The organism is Kosakonia pseudosacchari (genome assembly GCF_900184035.1).
Classification (GTDB): domain Bacteria; phylum Pseudomonadota; class Gammaproteobacteria; order Enterobacterales; family Enterobacteriaceae; genus Kosakonia; species Kosakonia pseudosacchari.
Genome location: NZ_FXWP01000014.1, coordinates 91,135 through 111,700, shown reverse-complemented (window position 1 = coordinate 111,700; position 20,566 = coordinate 91,135). Strand labels below are relative to the sequence as shown.

The 20,566-nt window shown below is 56.0% G+C and carries 21 protein-coding genes; 8 read left to right on the top strand and 13 right to left on the bottom strand.

The features are described 5' to 3' along the window. Positions 1–23: 23 nt before the first annotated feature. The 6 genes from BN2591_RS13695 to BN2591_RS13670 form a co-directional block, all read right to left on the bottom strand. Complete coding sequence (locus BN2591_RS13695; RefSeq protein WP_086872324.1) at positions 24–992, bottom strand: ABC transporter ATP-binding protein; 969 nt, start codon at positions 990–992, stop codon at positions 24–26. After that, positions 989–1,969 carry an ABC transporter ATP-binding protein gene (locus BN2591_RS13690; protein WP_086872322.1) on the bottom strand — a complete coding sequence of 327 codons (981 nt, stop codon included), beginning with the start codon at positions 1,967–1,969 and terminating at the stop codon, positions 989–991. The genes BN2591_RS13695 and BN2591_RS13690 overlap by 4 nt, the downstream gene beginning before the upstream one ends. Further along, positions 1,966–2,913, bottom strand: coding sequence for an oligopeptide ABC transporter permease (opp4C, locus tag BN2591_RS13685; protein ID WP_162494952.1), 948 nt, complete (start codon positions 2,911–2,913; stop codon positions 1,966–1,968). Before opp4C ends, BN2591_RS13690 begins: the two co-directional genes overlap by 4 nt. Beyond that, positions 2,913–3,872 carry an ABC transporter permease gene (locus tag BN2591_RS13680; protein ID WP_086872317.1) on the bottom strand — a complete coding sequence of 320 codons (960 nt, stop codon included), beginning with the start codon at positions 3,870–3,872 and terminating at the stop codon, positions 2,913–2,915. Before BN2591_RS13680 ends, opp4C begins: the two co-directional genes overlap by 1 nt. A 47-nt stretch (positions 3,873–3,919) precedes the next feature. Next, complete coding sequence (locus BN2591_RS13675) at positions 3,920–5,623, bottom strand: ABC transporter substrate-binding protein (RefSeq protein WP_086872313.1); 1,704 nt, start codon at positions 5,621–5,623, stop codon at positions 3,920–3,922. 347 nt (positions 5,624–5,970) lie between these two features. Beyond that, positions 5,971–6,927 (bottom strand): LacI family DNA-binding transcriptional regulator, encoded by a 957-nt coding sequence (locus BN2591_RS13670; RefSeq protein ID WP_086872311.1) that lies wholly within the window; start codon positions 6,925–6,927, stop codon positions 5,971–5,973. A 293-nt stretch (positions 6,928–7,220) separates the two neighbouring features. Between BN2591_RS13670 and BN2591_RS13665 the strand changes: the two genes are divergently transcribed. The 6 genes from BN2591_RS13665 to BN2591_RS13640 all read left to right on the top strand — a co-directional run bounded on the left by BN2591_RS13665 (position 7,221) and on the right by BN2591_RS13640 (position 13,165). Continuing rightward, positions 7,221–7,535 (top strand): PTS sugar transporter subunit IIB, encoded by a 315-nt coding sequence (locus BN2591_RS13665; protein ID WP_086872309.1) that lies wholly within the window; start codon positions 7,221–7,223, stop codon positions 7,533–7,535. 12 nt (positions 7,536–7,547) lie between these two features. Continuing rightward, positions 7,548–8,876, top strand: a complete 1,329-nt coding sequence (locus BN2591_RS13660; RefSeq protein ID WP_086872306.1) for a PTS sugar transporter subunit IIC — start codon at positions 7,548–7,550, stop codon at positions 8,874–8,876. A gap of 37 nt (positions 8,877–8,913) precedes the next feature. After that, positions 8,914–10,302: a glycoside hydrolase family 1 protein gene (locus BN2591_RS13655; RefSeq protein WP_086872302.1), complete on the top strand. Its 1,389-nt coding sequence runs from the start codon at positions 8,914–8,916 to the stop codon at positions 10,300–10,302. A gap of 6 nt (positions 10,303–10,308) precedes the next feature. Continuing rightward, a complete protein-coding gene (locus tag BN2591_RS13650; protein WP_044489757.1) occupies positions 10,309–10,620 on the top strand; it encodes a PTS lactose/cellobiose transporter subunit IIA in 312 nt (103 codons plus the stop codon). 148 nt (positions 10,621–10,768) lie between these two features. Beyond that, positions 10,769–12,148 carry a carbohydrate porin gene (locus BN2591_RS13645; RefSeq protein ID WP_086872300.1) on the top strand — a complete coding sequence of 460 codons (1,380 nt, stop codon included), beginning with the start codon at positions 10,769–10,771 and terminating at the stop codon, positions 12,146–12,148. A 114-nt stretch (positions 12,149–12,262) separates the two neighbouring features. Further along, positions 12,263–13,165, top strand: a complete 903-nt coding sequence (locus tag BN2591_RS13640; RefSeq protein WP_086872298.1) for an EamA family transporter — start codon at positions 12,263–12,265, stop codon at positions 13,163–13,165. A 6-nt stretch (positions 13,166–13,171) separates the two neighbouring features. Here BN2591_RS13640 and nepI read toward each other — a convergent pair whose 3' ends face one another. The 3 genes from nepI to BN2591_RS13625 all read right to left on the bottom strand — a co-directional run bounded on the left by nepI (position 13,172) and on the right by BN2591_RS13625 (position 15,639). Beyond that, positions 13,172–14,356 carry a purine ribonucleoside efflux pump NepI gene (gene nepI / locus BN2591_RS13635; RefSeq protein ID WP_086872296.1) on the bottom strand — a complete coding sequence of 395 codons (1,185 nt, stop codon included), beginning with the start codon at positions 14,354–14,356 and terminating at the stop codon, positions 13,172–13,174. 197 nt (positions 14,357–14,553) lie between these two features. Further along, entirely contained in the window at positions 14,554–15,090 is a 537-nt protein-coding gene (locus BN2591_RS13630; RefSeq protein ID WP_162842163.1) for an SRPBCC family protein, read from the bottom strand. A 96-nt stretch (positions 15,091–15,186) separates the two neighbouring features. Next, entirely contained in the window at positions 15,187–15,639 is a 453-nt protein-coding gene (locus tag BN2591_RS13625; protein ID WP_086872294.1) for a DUF1198 domain-containing protein, read from the bottom strand. A 104-nt stretch (positions 15,640–15,743) separates the two neighbouring features. Between BN2591_RS13625 and BN2591_RS13620 the strand changes: the two genes are divergently transcribed. After that, positions 15,744–16,646, top strand: coding sequence for a LysR family transcriptional regulator (locus BN2591_RS13620; protein WP_086872291.1), 903 nt, complete (start codon positions 15,744–15,746; stop codon positions 16,644–16,646). Positions 16,647–16,655: 9 nt separating this feature from the next. On the opposite strand, the gene ilvN is transcribed toward BN2591_RS13620, so the two are convergent. The 3 genes from ilvN to ivbL all read right to left on the bottom strand — a co-directional run bounded on the left by ilvN (position 16,656) and on the right by ivbL (position 18,836). After that, entirely contained in the window at positions 16,656–16,940 is a 285-nt protein-coding gene (gene ilvN / locus BN2591_RS13615; protein ID WP_017458118.1) for an acetolactate synthase small subunit, read from the bottom strand. 3 nt (positions 16,941–16,943) lie between these two features. Then, on the bottom strand, positions 16,944–18,632 hold the full coding sequence (gene ilvB, locus BN2591_RS13610) for an acetolactate synthase large subunit (protein ID WP_086872289.1): 1,689 nt from the start codon (positions 18,630–18,632) through the stop codon (positions 16,944–16,946). 105 nt (positions 18,633–18,737) lie between these two features. Further along, positions 18,738–18,836 (bottom strand): ilvB operon leader peptide IvbL, encoded by a 99-nt coding sequence (gene ivbL / locus BN2591_RS24275; protein WP_139164763.1) that lies wholly within the window; start codon positions 18,834–18,836, stop codon positions 18,738–18,740. 511 nt (positions 18,837–19,347) lie between these two features. Between ivbL and tisB the strand changes: the two genes are divergently transcribed. Next, a complete protein-coding gene (gene tisB, locus BN2591_RS13600; RefSeq protein WP_017458115.1) occupies positions 19,348–19,437 on the top strand; it encodes a type I toxin-antitoxin system toxin TisB in 90 nt (29 codons plus the stop codon). Between the two features lie 55 nt (positions 19,438–19,492). Here tisB and BN2591_RS13595 read toward each other — a convergent pair whose 3' ends face one another. After that, complete coding sequence (locus BN2591_RS13595) at positions 19,493–20,563, bottom strand: EscU/YscU/HrcU family type III secretion system export apparatus switch protein (RefSeq protein ID WP_086872285.1); 1,071 nt, start codon at positions 20,561–20,563, stop codon at positions 19,493–19,495. Between the last annotated feature and the right edge of the window lie 3 nt (positions 20,564–20,566).

Sequence of the window (20,566 nt, the reverse complement as noted above, 5' to 3'; positions counted from 1 at the left end):
AGCGCCATTGCCTGATTTGCTATTTAAACCAAATGACACGCCACATGATGCCCCGGCTCCACTTCACGCAGCGCCGGGATTTCAGCTCGGCATTGTGCGGTTGCCAGCGGGCAGCGCGACGAGAAACGGCAGCCGGACGGCGGGCGCGACGGATCGGGAATTTCCCCCTGCACCACAGCGACGGGTTCGCTATTCGGGTCGAGCGTTGGCACCGCCGCCAGCAGCGCCTGGGTGTAAGGGTGCAGCGGCCGGTTAAACAGCGTATCGCGACTGGCGGTTTCCACCAGTTGCCCGAGGTACATCACCGCCACGTCATCGCACAGATGCTCCACCACGCCTAAATCATGGGAGATAAACAGGAACGTCACGCCGCGATCGTCGCGCAGGTCGGCAAAGAGATTAATGATTTGCGCCTGAATGGAGACATCCAGCGCCGAAATCGGCTCATCGGCGATGATGAAATCCGGGTTGAGGATCAGCGCGCGGGCAATACCGATACGCTGACGCTGACCGCCGGAAAACTCATGCGGAAAACGGTTGTAGTGCTGCGGCGCAAGCCCGCAAATTTTCATTACTTCCAGCACGTTGTCGCGCAGTTCCGCCCGGCTGCACAGCTTATGCTCGAGCATCGCTTCACCAATCGCATCGCCCACGCGAATACGCGGGTTCAGCGAACTGTACGGGTCCTGAAACACCAGCTGGATTTTAGGGCGCAGCGCACGCATCTGCTTCGCGCTCAGGTCTTGCAACTCCTGACCACGATACTTCACGCTGCCTGCGGTTTTGTCGTACAGCCCAAGCAAGGTGCGGCCAACAGTGGTTTTACCGCTGCCGGACTCGCCCACCAGCCCGAAAATCGTCCCCTGGCGGATCTTAAAACTGACGCCATCTACGGCGCGTAACTCCCCGGTTTGCTGGCCAAACAGCCCGTCGCGCAGCGGGAAATGTTTTTTCAGCCCTTCCACTTCAATGACATATTGCTGACTACTCATGCGGTTGGCTCCACGAGCGTACTGTGAATACACGCGGCTTGACGCACCTGGCCGATAAGCGGCGGAATGCCCGCCCGGCACGCGTCGGTTGCCCGCTCGCAGCGCTCGTAAAAAGCGCAGTATGGCGGCAGCGCGGCGAGATCCGGCACCTGGCCGGGAATGGAGTAAAGCCGACGCCTGCGCTCGCTCGGAATGGGACGGGCAGCAATCAACCCTTTGGTGTACGGATGCAGCGGGTTACGCAGCACATCGGCCGTCGGGCCTTGTTCAACAATGCGCCCGGCGTACATCACCACCACATGCTCGGCCATCTGCGCAATCACGCCCAAATCATGGGTGATCAGCATCAGCGCCATCTCATGCGCCCGCGCCTGGTCGCGCAGCAGCCGCAAGATTTGCGCCTGCACGGTAACATCCAGTGCGGTGGTGGGTTCATCGGCAATAAGCAGCTTCGGCTGGCAACTCAGCGCCATGGCAATCATGATGCGTTGCAACATGCCGCCGGAGAGCTGATGTGGGTAGCTGCTCATCAGGCTTTCCGCCCGCGCCAGACCCACGTCGGTTATCAACCGGGTGGCATGCGCCCATGCCGCTTTTGGCGTTTCACCGCGATGGCGAATCAACGGTTCGCAAAGCTGCTCGCCGATGGTCAGCACCGGGTTAAGCGCCGTCATCGGCTCCTGGAAAATCATCGCTAATTGGTTGCCGCGCAGATCCGCCATTTTTGACGGCTTCAGGCGCAGTAAATCTTGCCCCTGAAAGAGGATTTGCCCGCCGTCAATGCGTGCCGCCTGCGGCGGCAGCAAGCCCATCAGCGACATGGCGGTGACGCTTTTACCGCAGCCGGATTCGCCCACCACGCCGATAGTCTGCCCGACGTTGATGGTAAAAGAGACATCCTGCACAGCGCGCACGCGCCCCTGTTCACTCGCAAAAGAGAGAGACAATTGATTAAAGGTGACCAGCGCTTCGCTCATTTCACGCTCCGTTTCATCTTCGGATCCAGCGCATCGCGCAGGCCGTCACCCAACACGTTAATCGCAATCACGGTAATAAAAATGGCGATACCCGGCGGCATCCACAGCCACGGGCGGCGCTGAAAATCGATCAGGCTGTTGGCGGCATCCATCATGTTGCCCCACGATGGCGTGGGCGGCACCACGCCAAGCCCGAGGTAGCTCAGCGCGGACTCCATCAGAATGGCGTTCGCCACCGCCATTGTTGCCATCACTACCAGAATCGGGATGGTATTCGGCAACAAGTGGCCAAACAGACGGCGACGCGACGACAAGCCCAGCACCTGCGTCGCCAGCATAAAATCGCGCTCGCGAAGCGAAAGAATTTGCCCGCGCACCAGCCGCGCCAGCTTCGGCCACTCCAGCAAACTGAGCATGATAACCACCATGTAGATGCGTGATTCAGCGGAGAAATCGAGTTCCGACAGCATCGCCCCGGCGACAATCAGCAGCGGTAAGCTCGGGATGGTCATTACCAGATCCGCCAGCCGCATAATCAGTTTGTCCGTCCAGCCGCCCGCGTAGCCCGAAACCGCGCCCAGCAGATAGCCGAGCGCCACGGAAAGCAGCATGGTCAGCAGGCCGATAATCAACGAAATGCGCCCGGCCAGCAGCAGGCGGGTATAGACATCGCGGCCGAGAAAATCGGTGCCCAGCCAGTGCGCGGCACCGGGCGGTTTGTTGATCATCAGCGCGTCGGTGGCGTCGTTTTGCCACGGCGACCAGAGCGGCCCAATGACACACCAGACCGTCATCATCACCAGCAAAAACAGGCATAACATGGCTAAATGGTTATGGCGTAGCGCTTTCCACGCTTGCCGCCACGGTGAAGGCGTGGCCTGCGCCAGCGCCGGGATTTCCGCTTTACGAAGACGGCGATGGGTTGAAAAAAGCGAACCGAACATCACGACCTCACCCGAATACGTGGATCAGCCCACGCGTAAAGCACATCGGCAATCAGGTTACCGAGAATGGTTAACACCGCCAGGAACAGGGTAAAGCCCATCAGCACCGGGTAATCGCGCGCCGCCAGCGAATCGATATGAATATGCCCCGCGCCCGGCCAGTTAAACACTTTTTCGGTGATGATCGCACCAGAAAACAGCCCCGGCAGCTCAAACCCAAGCAGGGTAATAATTGGCAGCAGCGCATTACGCAGCGCGTGTTTAAAAATCACCGTCCGTTCGCGCAGCCCTTTGGCACGCGCGGTGCGGATAAAATCCATCTTCACCACATCCAGCATACTGGCGCGGAAATAGCGCGTCAGGCTGCCCGCCTGCAACATCACCAGCGCCAGCACCGGCAGCACCAGGTGCGCCGCCACCTGCATCACCCACGCCCAGCCGCCTTCGTCGCTGCCGGTGTTGGTCATGCCGCCGACCGGCAGCCAGTGCAGATCCACCGCGAACCACTTAATCAGCAACAGGCAGAGGAAAAAGGTGGGAAAGGACATGGCGGCGAACACCAGCACGCTCACCAGGTGATCGAACAACGAATTGGGTTTCAGCGCCGACGCGATGCCCACCGCCAGACCGATACCCCAGTAAAACACCAGCGCCACGCTTGCCAGCAGGAACGAGTTCCAGATGTATTGGTTCAGTAACTGGCTCACCGGGATTTGGTATTGCAACGAGAAGCCTAAATCACCGCGTAACAACTGGCCGAGCCAGTGCAAATAGCGGGTGAATAGCGGTTGATCGAGGCCGTAAATGGCTTTCAGTTCAGCGGCGCGGGCGGCGGTCAGCGTGACGTTGCCGTCGATAAAGTCGCCCGGCGTTTTGGCGAACAGCATAAAGATAATCAGCGAAGCGAGCAGCAGCATGGGTACGGTTTGCAGCAGCCGCCTCAGGATAAAATTTCGCATAGCGCTCTCATGGCAACTGCCGGGAAACCCCGGCAGTTGTGATGGTGTTACTTAACGATTTTCACATCCGGCAGGCTGCCGGTCAGGCCGTTGTAGATATCCGGTTTAAAACCGGTGACGCGGGCGCTGCTGGCCGACAAAATCTCACGGTAGCCCAGCAGGATCACCGGCGGATCGTCCGCCAGCACTTTATACAGCTGGTGGTAAATCGGTTTACGTTTTTCCACATCCAGCACCGCGTTACCGTCGTTAATCAGCTTATCGACCTGCGGATTGTTATAGCCGGACTCTTTCGCTTCCGTACTGTAGTAATCCCACACGCCATCATGCGGATCGTTTAACGTGCTGGTGCTAAAGGAGGCGAGGTCATAATTGCCGGCTTTACGCTGCGCCATCAGGGCGTTGAAATCGACAACCTGCGGTTTCAGCAGTACGCCAATCTGTTGCCAGTTCTCTTTGGCAATCGGGATCAGCGCGTCATTCAGCACTTTCTTGCTCACCAGCAGCGTCAGCTCCAGCCGTTTGCCGTCTTTGACGCGGATGCCGTCCGGCCCTGGTTTCCAGCCCGCTTCATCCAGCAGTTTTTTGGCTTGCGCCGGGTCGAATTTGTACGGGTTAACCCCGTCAGTGTTATAGGCCCAGGAGATCGGCGCAATCGGCTCAATCGCCACTTTGCCGTAACCCTGATACACCACATCAATCAGCTTCTGGCGGTCAAGGCCGTAAATCAGCGCCTGACGCACTTTCACATCCTGCAACGCCGGACGACGCACATTGAATTCCACTTTGCTGTAATCGCTGGAACCGTACAGGTTGATATTGGCGAAACCGAGCATTTTCAGTTGCTCAATATCATCCGGGCGCGAGGTGAACGCGTCATAGTCTGTCTCACCGGTCTGGAACAGCTGGAAGTTGGTGGACGGGTTGGTCACGCGGTAGATAAAGCGCGGCGTTGGCGGTGTGCCACGGTAGAAATGGGTATTGGCGTGGAAACGAATCTCCTGGCCTGGAATGTATTTCTCATAGACATACGGCCCGTTACCCAGCGGTTTGCCGTGCAGCGTGCGCAGGTAATCCAGGTTGCCGCGCTGATAATCTTTGCCGTAATAGGCTTTGGACAGCACCGGGCCGCCGATTTTCGCCAGCGTCGTCGCGCCCGGCTGGGTGGTAGTGACTTGCAGCGTTAACGGATCAATCACTTTCAGGCCGCTGACGCTGTCCGCTTTCCCGGCTTTGTACTCCGCGCCACCGGCAATGTTGGCGAGGGTGATATCCGTGTCGCCATCATATTTCGGGTCGTAAAGCACCGTCAGGGTAAACGCCACATCTTCGGCAGTCAGCGGCGAGCCATCGCTGAAGGTCAGGTTCGGGCGAAGTTTGATGGTGTAGACCTTGTTGTCCGGGCTAACTGTCCAGCTTTCGGCCAGGCCAGGCACCAGTTTGCCGTGGCTGTCCCAGTCGATCAGACGCGAGAAGATGACGTTGGTGACGTTTTCATCCCAGCCATTGACGAAGAAGTAGGGGTTAAAAATTCCCTGCGGTTCCGAAATACCGGCGACCACCGTGTCTTTGCGCAGCTTCGCCGCCGCCGGGATCTGGCTGGCGTCTGTCGCCGGTGTGATGCCCTCTTTTAAGACCTCATCAGCGAACGAGGCAGAAGAGAACGCCACCACACTGCTGAGTAACGCGATTTTCAGCGCGAGGGTGAAGCGTGTGGGTTTGGTTTTGAAGCTATTCACGAAGCTGGCCAAAATTGCTCCCTCATCAAATGATTGCGTGGAATTTACAAATAATGACGAACGATAAGAGCCGCACCGCACCCTGTCTAACAACGAAAACGTATGGCTTATAGCTAAACGTCCTTAGCAAACTTATGGCTAACGATTGGCAAAATTCAGCTAAATGGCTGATAACCTGCACGGCGCGGGAAAGTTGGGCGCAAGGGAAAATATCCCGTTATGTTTTTTCAACAGACTGACGGGAAGAAAAAAGCATGTATTTCATCTGACAGCAAACCAAACCGTAAGAGCGTTTTGCGTAAAACGGCACTTTTCGAAAGTAACAAAAAGCCCCCAACCGGAGGCTTTCAAAACAGCGCTTAGCGTTTACTGATATCGGGAATAATTAAATCCCCGCGCACCCGGTAAGCCCCCAGCACGCTCTGCGTTTTTTCATTCAGCCAGGCGACAATACGCGCGGCCATCGCATCCATCGAATATTCGATAGCCGGAATGGTAGGAATGCCCGGCAAATGCAGTGAACCGGCGAGGCTGAAGACCATAATGTCGCCCGGCACCGATTTATTAAACGCCTGTAATTGCGGGATCACACGCTGGGCTTCCTGCTCGTCTGCCACCAGCAACGCGTTGAAATTCAGGGTAGTAGCGTTATTGAGCAGCACCTGCAACGCAACAGAAGAAGTGGTGTCATCCATAAACACCAGGTTGCGGTTAAACGGCAGGAAATTGTTTTCCAGCGCCAGCTTATAGCCATGCAGCACTTGATCGGCGGCGGCGGTGCGCGGGTGGATTAACGCAATCTGACGACGGCCCTGGCTTATCAGATAGTTACAGGCGGTTTCAGCGGCAAAGGCGTGATCGAATTGAATGCTGTTGGGCGTGGCGTCGGCAGATTCCACGCAATCCACCAGAATGACGTTTTCATCGTCAATTTTGAGCGGGAAACGCGCGCCGATAATCAGCACATCGTCGCACAACCCGCAGGTCAGCTCATCCAGCGCGCTCATCACTTCCGCTTTGGTATTGGCGAAGCGCAGCAGCAGATGTTTCTGGCTCTGGCTTAAGTGTTTTTCCAGCGCGTAGAGGTAGCCAGTGGTTTGGTTGATATTGTCCTGGGCGCAGATAACACCGATGCAGCCTGTCGACTGGCTGAGCAATGACTGCGCGATAACATTGGGCCGATAATTCAGCTCTTCGACCGCTTTCAGTACCGCGAGGCGGCTGGCTTCCTTAACGCCGCGCGAACCACTCAACACCCGTGAGACTGTGGCTTTCGACACCCCAGCTAAACGTGATACATCGTTGATTGTAGACATCTTTCTCCCCTGACAGGCGCACATCGCGCCCGCAAAATCTAAATACTTCAACGGCTAATATATAACCACACGCAGTATAGCGGTTTCGCTTTTTGATGGAAACCGATTTTCCGTTTTGCGCTTTTTGTTCTCAACAGAGTGCCAAATTCCGTGACGCAAATCCAATTACGGCATCAGATAATTCACAGACATTGACAGCTATCACACTTCTGCGGCGAACAAATGGAAACCGGTTTCCATATGATATCCAATCGACCCCGCAATAACTTTTTACACTTCGAGGATGGTTAACGATGTTCAGGATTATGTTGTGCTGTTCAGCCGGTATGTCCACCAGCTTACTGGTGAGGAAAATGCTGGAAGCCGCGAAGGAACGCGATATACCGGTAGAGATCGATGCGTATGGCGTCGCGGAGTTCGACACGCAATTTCCGCGTTACCAGGTCGTGCTTCTCGGACCGCAAGTGAAATACATGTTAAACACGCTGTCAGAAAAGGCCGCCGCTCAGGGTATTCCGGTGCAACCCATCAACCCGATGGATTACGGAATGCAACGTGGCAATGAGGTACTGGACTTTGCATTGTCGCTCATAGAAGCGGCGCATTAAAAAGGTGTTCTTATGAGTTCCTTATATCAATCAATGATTACGGTTATTGAGCAAAGCATTACGCCGCTGGCCGGTCGTCTGGGACAGCAGAAGTACGTTATCGCCATCCGCGACGGCTTTACCGCCGCACTGCCGTTTATGATCATCGGCTCGTTTATGCTGGTGTTTATCTTCCCGCCGTTTTCCGCGGATACCACCGTTGGCTTCGCCCGCGGGTGGCTCGATTTTTCCGCGAAATACCGCGAACAACTGATGCTGCCGTTCAACCTCAGCATGGGGGTGATGACCTTCTTTATCTCCGTCGGGATCGGCGCGAGCCTGGGTCGCCAGTTTAACCTCGACCCGGTGATGACCGGTCTGCTGGCGTTTATGGCGTTTTTGCTGGTTGCCGCACCGTATGCAGATGGCAAAATCTCTACACAGTATCTCTCCGGGCAGGGCATTTTCACCGCGCTGCTGACCTCGATTTACTCCACCCGCGTTTACGCCTGGCTTAAACAGCACAACATCACCATTCGCCTGCCAAAAGAGGTGCCGACCGGCGTTGCCCGTTCGTTTGAAATCCTCATTCCGGTGCTGGTGATCATTGGTACGCTGCACCCGCTGAACCTGTTTATTGAAGCGCAAACCGGCATGATCCTGCCGCAGGCGATTATGCACGTGCTGGAACCGCTGGTCTCCGCGTCCGATTCCCTGCCTGCCATTCTGCTTTCCGTGCTGCTGTGCCAGATCTTCTGGTTCGCCGGTATCCACGGTTCGCTGATTGTCACCGGCATCATGAACCCGTTCTGGATGGCAAACCTCTCTGCCAACCAGGCTGCACTGGCTGCTGGCGCCGCGCTGCCGCATGTCTATCTGCAAGGTTTCTGGGATCACTACCTGCTGATTGGCGGTGTCGGTTCCACTCTGCCGCTGGCGTTCCTGCTGCTGCGTAGCCGCGTCGCACATCTGCGCACCATCGGCAAAATGGGCGTCGTACCGAGCTTCTTTAACATCAACGAACCGATTCTGTTCGGTGCGCCGATCATCATGAACCCGATGCTGTTTGTGCCGTTTGTTTGCGTGCCATTGGTGAACGCCGTGCTGGCTTACACCGCCACCAAAATGGGCCTGCTGGCGCAAGTGGTCTCCCTGACACCGTGGACAACGCCTGCGCCTATCGGTGCGTCCTGGGCGGCGAACTGGGCCTTTAGCCCGGTGGTGATGTGTCTGATTTGTATGGTGATGTCCGCCCTGATGTATCTGCCGTTCCTGCGTGCTTACGAGCATTCATTAATGAAAGCAGAAGAAGAAAAAGCGCAGAACAGCGCGCCGATGACGGAAACCGTCCGCAGTAACTAAGCCGTAACGCATTAGCAGTAACGAAAAGGAGTCGGTAATGAAATACGTATTTCCCGCAAACTTCTGGTGGGGCAGCGCCAGCTCTGCGCTGCAAACCGAAGGGGAAAGCCAGCAAGGCGGTAAAAGCGCCACCACATGGGATGCCTGGTTTGCCAGCCAACCGTGGCGCTTTCACCAGCAGATTGGGCCGCAAGAGACCTCGACGTTTTATCGCCACTGGCGACAGGACATCGCGCTGTTAAAGCAGCTCAAGCACAACAGCTTTCGCACCTCGATCAGTTGGTCACGGCTGATCCCGGATGGCGACGGCGAAGTGAACCCGCAGGCGGTGACGTTCTATAACGAGGTCATCGACGAGCTGCTGGCGCAGGGTATTACGCCGTTTATCACACTGTTTCACTTCGATATGCCGATGGTGATGCAGGAAAAAGGCGGCTGGGAAAGCCGGGAAGTGGTGCAGGCTTTCAGCCGCTACGCGCAAATCTGTTTCGAGCTGTTTGGTGATCGGGTGCATCACTGGTTCACCTTTAACGAGCCGATTGTGCCGGTAGAGGGCGGGTATCTGTACGATTTCCATTACCCGAACGTGGTGGATTTTAAACGCGCGGCAACGGTGGCGTACCACACGGTACTGGCGCATGCCAGCGCGGTACGAGCGTTTCGCGCCGGGTTTTACGCTGGTGAGATTGGCATTGTGTTGAACCTGACGCCGTCCTATCCACGTTCGCAGCACCCGGCGGATGTGAAAGCGGCGCACTACGCCGATTTGCTGTTCAATCGCAGTTTTCTCGACCCGGTACTGCGCGGCGAGTATCCCGCTGACCTGGTGGCGCTGCTGAAAGAGTATGACCAGTTGCCCGCCTGCCAGCCGGACGATATCGCGCTGATTGCAGAAGGGAAAATCGACCTGCTCGGCATTAACTACTACCAACCACGGCGGGTAAAGTGCCGGGACAGTGCGGTCAATCCCGACGCGCCGTTTATGCCGGAGTGGTTGTTTGATTATTACGAAATGCCAGGGCGCAAAATGAACCCGTATCGCGGGTGGGAAATTTATGAGCCGGGCATTTACGATATTCTCACCAACTTACGCGTCAATTACGGTAACCCACGCTGTTTTATTTCCGAAAACGGTATGGGGGTCGAGAACGAACAGCGGTTTATTGAAGAGGGGCAAATAAACGACAGTTATCGTATTACCTTTGTGCGCGACCATCTTATCTGGTTGCATAAAGGAATAAGCGAAGGGTGTAATTGCCTTGGCTACCATATGTGGACATTTATTGATAACTGGTCATGGTGTAATGCCTATAAAAACCGCTACGGTTTTGTGCAATTAGATCTGGCAACGCAACAACGCACCATTAAGAAAAGTGGAGAGTGGTTTGCCGCCACCGCTGAAAATAATGGTTTTACTCAGGATTAAATGACAATGATTGAACTCGAAGAAGCGGTAATGGAAATTATCGTCAACGCCGGACAGTCGCGCAGCCTGTGCTTTGAAGCGCTGCGCGCGGCAAGGGCAGGCAATCTTGACGAAGCGCGCCAGTTGCTCAAAGAGGCGGATGGCTATTCGCGCCAGGCGCATCACATGCAAACCAAATTAATCGAACAGGATGCGGGCGAAGCCCGGCAACCGATGACATTAATTATGGTACACGCGCAGGATCATTTAATGACGTCATTATTAGCGCGTGAGTTATCCGAAGAGATAATTCAGCTTCACACTTTATATCGGCAATAATTAACGGAGACTTGATTACGGTAAATCTTAATTAAGCTGTACCCGCATTTAAAAAATAAAAGCAGTTCGTAATGGTGATGGCAATAATCTCTGCCCGGTCACCCGGGATGGTTATTGTCTGAGAATAACTTACTAAATTGAGATAACCATGAGAATTAATAAAAAACTTCCAGTGGCGCTGGCGGTTGCGGCCACCCTTTGCTCTGGCTCCGTCTTCGCACAAGAGTTCACGCAAGAGCAAATCGATGCCATCGTCGCCAAGGCGGTGGATAAAGCGCTGGCGGAACGCCAGGCGAAAATGGACGCCGCGGTGAATAAAAAAGCGGATGTGGTGGTGGAGCCGCAAAGCGCGGCGCAAACCCCGGATTTGGCGGTGCCTTACGGCGTGAAATTTAGCGGTTACGCCCGTTATGGCGCGCACTTCCAGTCCGGCGATCAGAAATATGTCGGCGTTGATGGCTCCTATAACGGCGCGTCGGCGATTGGTCGTCTGGGCAACGAAGGCAACGGCGGCGAATTCCAGCTTTCCAAAGCCTTTAAAGGCGACAACGGCGCTATCTGGGACGTCAACGTGATGTTCGATCACTGGGGCGACGAAGTTAACCTGAAAAAAGCCTATGCCGGGGTGACCAACCTGCTGGCGTCCAACCCGAACGCCTACTTCTGGGCGGGGCGTGATTTCCACCAGCGTCCGCAACAGGGCATCAACGACTACTTCTGGATGAACCACGACGGCCAGGGTGCCGGGGTGAAAAACTTCGATATCGGCGGCGTGAAGTTTGATGTCGCGGCTGTCGGTTCGGTTGCGTCCTGTAGCCCGGAAGTGCTGGAAGATGAAGCCAACCCGTCGCGCATCACCTGTACCGGCGGCTCCAACGTCGGCGATAAAGGTAACTATGCGCTGACCTCCAAAATCCACGGCATGAAAGTCGGCCCGCTGGATCTGGAAATTTACGCTAACTACGGTTTTGACTCGAAAGCGATTGAAAGCGATGACCGTCTGAAAGCCTGGCAAGGCGGCGCAGTGCTGAGCCACACTTATGACAACGGCATTAACAAACTGATCGCGCGCTACTCCGATAACGCGGATAACAGCGTATTCAACAAAACCGACGATCTGACGGCGATTTACGCCAGCTTCGAAGGCACCTACAAATTCTCCCGCCAGACGCAGGTGGACTATCTGCTGGCGTTCCACGACTACGACAACAGCGCCAACAAAGCGGATAACCGTCGCAACTATGGCGCGATTGTTCGCCCGATGCACTGGTGGAACGACGTTCACTCCACCTGGCTGGAACTGGGCTATCAACGCGTAGATTATGATGACGGCGGCGATAACCACGGCTGGAAAGCGACGCTGTCGCAGAACATCTCTATCGCCATGGGACCGGAGTTCCGCCCGATGCTGCGCTTCTACGTGACCGGCGGCGAAGTGGATAACAAACGCACCGCACGCGTGAATGGCACCAACGACTCCACGCTCGATTCGTTCAACATCGGCGCGATGTGGGAAGCCTGGTGGTAAGGTAACAAAACCGGAGGCGGTCCCCCCTCATGCCGCCTCCGGTTAAACTCTGTACATGTGTTATGATGCGCGGCCTCACGATAAGTAATCAGCATGACAGAGTTGGGTTAGCCGATGGGTTCGAGCAAGAAAGGGATGTTTTACGTCCTCGCCGCCGCCGTTTTATGGGGCAGTTCCGGGGTTTGCGCGCAGTACATTATGCAGAAGAGCCATATCTCTTCGCCGTGGCTGACCATGACGCGGCTGCTGTTCACCGGGGTGATTCTGCTCACGCTATCATTTGTCCACAGCGACAAAATTTTCACTATCTGGAAAAACCGTAAAGACGCCGTTAGCCTGCTGATTTTCTCGCTGTTTGGCGCGCTGACTGTACAGCTCACTTTTCTGCTGACGATTGAAAAATCCAACGCCGCCACCGCGACGGTGCTGCAATTTCTCTCCCCGACGATAATCGTGGCGTGGTTCGCGCTGGTGCGCAAAGCGCGGCCAACAATGCCAGTGGCGCTGGCGATCATCACTTCGCTTATCGGTACTTTTTTACTGGTGACGCACGGCAATCTGACGTCGCTGTCTATTTCGCCTGAAGCGCTGCTGTGGGGCATTGTCTCGGCCTTTGCCGCCGCCTTTTACACTACCTATCCCTCAACGCTTATCGCCCGTTACGGCACGCTGCCGATTGTCGGCTGGAGTATGTTGCTGGCGGGATTGATGCTGACGCCGTTCTTTGGCGGGCAGGGGAATGATTTTGTGGTTGATGGCCGCCTGCTGATGGCCTTTTTCTACCTGGTGGTGATTGGCACCGCGCTGACCTTTAGCCTCTATCTGAAAGGCGCGCAGATGATTGGCGGGTCGAAAGCCAGCATTCTGAGTTGCGCCGAACCGCTAAGCAGCGCCCTGCTGTCGGTGGCGCTGCTCGGCGTGGCATTTTCGCTGCCGGACTGGCTCGGCACGCTGCTGATTGTCTCGTCGGTATTGCTGATTTCCTGGGATTCGCGGCGCAAAATCCGCGCCGCCTGAACCGGGTTAGCCTTTCACCCGTACTTTCGCCGCCACCAGCAGCGCCGTTAACAGCATCAGGCTGCCGGAAAGCACCAGCGGCGAGAGCAAACCGTAATGATCCAGCGCAAAGCCGCCAATCGCCGCACCGCAGGTGTTGGCAAGCTGGATCACCGCCACCTGAATGGAACCGGCTTTTTCTGCCTGATCGGCAAGCGTGCGGGTGATCCATGTTGACCAGCCCACCGGGATCAGCGCGAAACCCAGCCCCCAGATAATGGCGATGCCCGCCGCAACCACCTTATCGCTACCCCACAGAATCAGCACCAGGGCGCTAATCGCCAGCGTTAACGGTGCCAGCGCTAACGCCAGTTTTACTGAGCGTTTCATCACCACCGACGAGAACGACGTCCCGACAAAGCTGGCGATACCGAAGCTCAGTAGCACTAACGTCAGCCCGTCAACGTCGAACCTGGCGAGATTCATATAGACCGGGCGAATATAGGTAAAGAACGAGAACTGCCCGGCAAACACCATAAAAATAGCGATCATCCCGGCCAGTACGCCAGGGCGTTTGAGCAGGCCGAACATATTTTCGTGGTGCTCGGTTTTCCCCGGCAATGACGGCAATGCCTGCCACACCCAGATGATGCAGGCCGCGCCCATCAGCGCCGCGCCGTTAAACACATTGCGCCAGCCAATAATACCGCCGAGAAAACTGCCGAGCGGAGCCGCTATCACCAGCGCAATCGACACCGCGCCAAAAATCACCGACAGCGCTTTCGGCACGACGCGCATCGGCACCAGCCGCATGGTCAGCGACGCCGACATCGCCCAGAAACCGCCTAACGCCAGACCAAGACAGGCGCGGCCCAGCAGCAGCAGGGTGAAATTGGTGGCGAACGACACCAGCAGACAGGAGAGCGTAAGCAGCACCGCGAACGCGATCACCACGTAGCGGCGGTCGGTGGCGCGAATAATTTGTGTAATAAACAGGCTGGCGAACATGGCGACAAACGCCGTCACGGTGACGGTTTGCCCGGCCAGTCCTTCCGAAATGCCCAGATCCAGCGCCATTGGCGTGAGCAGGCTGACCGGCAAAAATTCCACGGTTATCAGGCAGGCCACGCAAAACGCCACGGCGAAAACCGCCGACCAGTTCGGGCGACTTACCGCATCCGGTGAAGAGGGCGTCACAGATTGCTCACTCATTGGTTACCTGCTTAGTTTTTATTCGTGAAAGTCGCGCAGTGTAACATTCAAAATGTGTGACGCAATTAACAATTTGGCAACTCTGTGGTGGCGATGAATTCAACCGCCAGGCAGAAAGCGCGTTCGCCCATGTGTATATGGCGACGCAGAATCGCGGCATGAAGCCAGTGAGGTTTATGCCGCGATACCAGCACGGTTTACATTTTATCCCGCGCGTTACGCGCCGCCGTTGCCAGGCCAACAATCCACTCCTGATGAGCATTGATCATCGGGTTTGGCACCGCGCTCGCCAGTTGCTGCGCCGGAACGCCGGTTTGCGATTCCTGCGTCAGGATGCGCACGCGGTTGCCGGGTAAATCCTCAAACAACCAGGCGTGAAGCGCATCCAGCCACGAATTTTCATCGCCCTCCACCCAGCCATACCACGCGATACGCGCGGCCTGGCCTGCAACTGGCGGAACATATTCACACACCTGTGCCTCAACCGGAAAACCAAAAGTGGTGAAACGAAAGCGGGCACCGGCGCTTAATAACGGGCCGCTCTCATCGTGAAAACGGATATCTTGCGCGTTGCTGTAGTAGGTCGGCCACAGGCGGGTGTCATTGAGTTGCGCCCAGATGTCGTGTGCCGTTAGCCCGGCGACAATGATTTCGTTGGAGGCAAAATTATCGGTAGTGCCTGGCAGGTAATCTTGCGGCCAGACAATGGCGCTTTGCGTCAGGGATTGCGTCATGGTGTACCTCGTCATGGATGAACGAGGCCACTTTGCGCCGCGCGGTGTTATAAAGCTAATGACTATCTTTGATAAACATCATCACACTACGTGATATCAGTGCAGCCAGTGAACACCCTCTTCGGGCATAAACAGGGCGTTATAGCGCAGCTGGAAGTTATTGAGATCGGCTCTGTCCGGTTCAAGCTCGCGCAGAAACCCTTGCGCCAGGCGGATTTGCGCATCGGTGACAGGGGTTGCCAGCCGCGCTTTTTGCAGCAACCGGTGCCAGTAAACCAGGTTTTGCTCGCTGCTGTCGACAATAGACACCTGCCAGATCAGTAACACCTGGGCGGCGTTTTGCAGATGCGCTTCGTCCGGGCGCGTCAGGTAACTTAAATAGTCGTTACCGGCGCTTTTACCCATCTGATCGATCATCGATTCCACCGGCACAGGCTGGATGTTGAGTCGGTCGGTGAGGCGGCGTATCGCGCGGCGAGAATCAGAGGTTAATACCCTGAAACCAATCACAAAAACCACCACCAGCGTTGCCAACATCAACCAAATCATAACCGCTCCCGAGGCACAAAAGAGGCTCATCATACGGGGAAATTACCCGCTACGGACAGCCGTAAATGCGATAATCTTGATTATCGCTCTGGCTGGTCACCATCATGAATAACGATATCAGAAACCTCGATCTTAACCTGTTGAAAACGCTGGATGCCTTGCTTGATGAGCGCAATGTCACGCGCGCTGCCGCCCGCCTTTCGCTGACGCAACCGGCCGTGAGCGGCATGCTAACGCGCCTGCGCGATTATTTTGCCGACCCGCTGTTTATCCGCGCCCCTCATGGCATGGTGCCCACGCCGCGAGCGCAGGCGCTGGCGGCACCGGTGAAACAGATCCTTGCCGATATCGACCGTTTACTGAAACCCACCGCCTTTGACCCGCTCAGCGCCACCTTTATCTGGACGCTGGCGGCGACGGACTACGCGCTGAAAGTGGTGATCGTGCCGTTTATTGCGGAGCTGAAAAAGCACGCGCCGGGGATCCGCATCCGCGTTGAACCCGTAGAGCCGCAGCGGCTGGTAAGCCAGCTTGAGCGTGGCGAAGTGGATGCGGCGTTAATGACGCCGCACAGCACGCCGGAAGCGCTGCACAGCCGGGCGCTGTTTGAGGAACGTTTTGTCTGCATGATGCGCGCCAACCACCCGGATGCGGCGCAAAACACGCTGACACTTGAACGCTTCTGCGCGCTGGAGCACGCGCTGGTAGCGTGGGATGGCGAACGTTTTCGCGGCGTGGCGGATAACGCGCTGGCCGCCATCGGCAAAAGCCGCCGCGTGGGCGTATCGGTGAGTAACTTCCTGATCCTGCCAGAGATTTTAACCGTCAGCGATATGATTGCCGTGGTGCCGCAACGCCTCGCCAGCCTGACGCCGGGCATGTGCATGCGGGAAGCGCCCTTGCCGATACCGGGGTTTACCAAAACCCTGGCCTGGCACGAACGCAGCCACCGCGATCCGGCGCATCAGTGGCTACGCAATCTGCTGTTCGACATCAGCCAGCGTTAAGCGCGGTGATTATTCAAAGAACAGACCGAGTTTGTTAAACACGCCAGGATCGGTCTGGTGGCGGATAATCTGCACCACATCTTCCAGTTTATCGATCTGGCTTATCATCTGCTCCAGCCGCTGGTCGTTCGCCACCTGCAGCCAGATGCGGCTCTGCTCGCCGCTTTGTAGCGGTAGACACAGAATGCCTTCCACGTTGAACGCGCGGCGGGCAAACAGCCCACACACATGAGTCATCACGCCCGGATGGTTGCGCACGGTGAGTTCGAGAATGACGTTATCAGTTGTTTGCATGGCTTATTCCCCCACCATTTCTGTATTCGCCGCGCCCGGCGGCACCATCGGGTAAACTTTTTCTTGCGGGTCGATACGCACATGCACCAGCGCAGGCCCCGGACGAGAGATAATCTCCTGCAACGCAGCCTGCGGGTCAGATTCAGCGTTTAAATCGCAGGTATGCAGGCCAAAACCAGCGGCAATCTGCATAAAGTTGATCATGCCGGGATACGTAGCGGCAAACACGCCGGACTTGTAGAACAGGCTCTGTTGCTGATGCACCAGCCCCAGCGCTTCGTTATTCATCAGGATAATTTTTACATCGAGATTATTTTCGGCAGCGGTGGCCATCTCCTGGATGTTCATCATCAGGCTACCATCACCGGAAAAGCAGATGATCTTACGCTCCGGGTTTGCCAGCGCCGCACCAATCGCCGCAGGCAGGCCAAAGCCCATGGTGCCCAGCCCGCCGGAAGTCAGCCACTGGCGCGGGCGGTTCAGCGGGTAGGCTTGCGCCGTCCACATCTGATGCTGGCCGACATCGGTGGTGATAATCGCACTATCATCCACGCAGGCCGCGACCGCATTGATCAAACCGTAATGGGTGAGCGGGTCGCCCGCTTGCGGGATCGCACCGGGAAACTCTTTTTGCAGCTGCTCCACGGTGTTGCGCCAGGCGTGGCGGGAATGGGCTTCGACTTGCGGGATCAGCGCATCAAGCACTTCGCCAACGTCGCCCTGGATTGCCACGTGCGCCTGCTTCACTTTGCCCAGCTCCGCGCGGTCGATATCCACATGAATAATTTTGGCATTCGGGCAGAACTGTTCGGTTTTGCCAATCGCCCGGTCATCAAAACGCGCGCCAAGCACCACCAGCAGATCCGCTTCATGCAAAATATAATTCGTGCTGCGTGCGCCGTGCATTCCCAGCATCCCGAGCGACAGCGGGTGCTGTTTTGGCAACATGCCGAGCGCCATCAGCGTCATGGTGGTGGGCATATTGGCTTTTTCCGCCAGATGACGGATTTGCTGCGGCGCGTTAACGACACCACCGCCCAGATAGAGTACCGGGCGCTCGGCGGCGTTGATCATCGCGGCGGCAGCGTGAACATCCTGGGCGTTCCAGGCGGGCGCTGGCGCTTTATGACCCGGTTCCGGCAGCTCGCTGAGGGCGATTTCCGCTGTCTGCACATCTTTAGGAATATCTATCCACACCGGACCCGGGCGACCGGACTGCGCAATGCGAAACGCATCGCAAATCACCTGCGGCAGCTCGCTGATGTCGCGAACCAGATAGTTGTGTTTTGTGATGGGGATAGAGATGCCGTAAGTGTCCACTTCCTGGAACGCATCGGTGCCAATCATCGAGGCCGGAACCTGACCGGTAATACAAATCAGCGGGATTGAATCGAGACGCGCGTCGGCAATGGCGGTCACCAGGTTGGTCGCCCCTGGCCCGCTACACGCCAGACAAACCGCCGGTTTGCCCTGCGTACGCGCCATGCCCTGCGCAATGAAGCCCGCGCCCTGCTCGTGACGCGCCAGCACATGGCGGATCTGTTTACTTTGGCTTAGCGCGTCGTATAACGGCAAAACGGTGCCACCGGGAATACCGGTTACGGTGGTGATGCCCTGACGTTCCAGTAAATGAACAATCAGCTGCGCGCCTGTGTAGCGCGTGGATTGCGATGTGCTGCCCGAACTTGCCATGCTCCAGTCCTTTTATTCTGAGCCGGCTTTCCAGGAGAGGCTTAAACGAAAAACCCCGCCCGGTTTGCGCCGGCGGGGTTTTGGAATCGTGTGTTGTTCCGGACCCTACGGCGCATTGCCGACGACCACCACCACACGCACGACGACCACCGCGGCGTTATGCGCGGTTTTTAGTAGGTTCATCGGTTTGGTGGAAGCGTTCATTAGGGGCCTGTCTGTTGTGTTATTAACGAGATTTATACAAACACAGGAATCATTCGCCGACAACTGCTTTTTACGCACCCGCAGAAAACTGCGCAGCCGATCACGTTTATTTGCCTGGCACCTGAAAACAAAAAACCTCGCCGGAGCGAGGTTTTTGTCAGCATTTTCGCGGTTGGTGGCCGCAAAACACACTGCGTTACGTCAACCACGCAACTATACGACGAATCCTGCGGATGCGCAATTTTCAGGCGGTTTTTCCCGCATTGAGTATGGATCAATGTCGAAAATTCCGCCAATAAATACTGTATATATAAACAGTGTTAATGTATAATGACCTTGCGAACCAGCGTGAGGGGCCGCGTTCAACGGCGCAAGAATTCCTGGCTGAAACGGGTGGTGCCGTCAGTGCCTTAACCCCTCAAGAGCACACTGCGTTACGCCAACAACAAGGCTGGCAACAGGTAGCGGAAAGGTACGTCAGCCGGTGCTCCTTGACCAGAGGAGAAAGCGTATGGGCGGAATGGAGATGTTTATTCTGATCCTGAAACTCATTGTTGCGTTGTTGCAACTGCTTGAAGCTGTCCTGAAGTTTTTGCGGTAATTCAGGTTCAAGTCGCACCAAAGAGGGGCGGGAAACCGCCCCTCTTTTACACCTCTCACGCTGTCTCTGGCTCGCGTGTTTTCATTTGCTGGAGCTGGTTGTAAATATACGCCGTATGGGCAATCGCCTGGCGTGGAATGGCCTGCCCAGGCTCATACTGCATCAGCAGATGAACCAACTGCGGCGCGTCGATAATCGGGATATTCAACGCGCGGGCGCTGTCGAGAAGCCCGGATACCGCGTCTTTACCCTGCTGTTTAAAAAGAATATGCGGCAACGCGATGTTCTGCTGTTCATAACGCAGAAGAACCACCCGTGATGCGGCATCATTCAGCACCACATCCGCCAGCCTTAACACTTCCCCGGGCTGCGGTACGTCAACGGGCATCGGCGGCGGGCTCATCATCAGGCTTCTGCGGTACGATTTAATATGCGGATCGCCTTCGGTATCTTTGTTTTCCCGGCGTACCTCCTCAAGGCTCATCCTTTGTGTCTTGATAAACAGATATTTTTGCAGGCCGAAATCGAGCGCCGTCCAGACAGCAAGCACTATCAATATGTGGTGAAAGATGTCGCTAACCAGGTTACGCAGCACCTGCGGTAAGCGCATCAGCGGGCTTACCGCCAGAAAGACGATCTCGTTGATATGCGGATAAACCGCGCTGTAGCTGGCATAGACAATAATTAAGAATTTCAGCAGGCTGCTCACCAGTTCTGTAAGCTCTCTGGAGGAGAACATTTGCTGAATTTTTTGTAACGGGTTTAGGCGTTCAAATTTCGGCATCGCCGATTCGGGCGCAATGAGAAAGCCAAATTGCAGCCAGTTTCCAAATAACCTTGCCGCTATCGCCACGCCCAGAACAGGCGCCAGGAAAATACTCAACTCCACTGCCAGTAACTGCGTTAACCGCTTTGCCGCCGTAATAAACGGCAGCGTCATGAAGCTCAGCGCCACGGTAAAGAGCTGTTGCAGGCGAGCGATTCCGCGCTCCATCATAATAAAAATGTATTCCATCGCCAGCGTGATCAGCAGCAGCAACGGCACACCTTCATTTTTAAAAACATTTCCTTTCTTTCGCTCATCGCGAATTTTTTTCGGTGTGGGTTGCTCGTTTTTTTCCGCCATCGC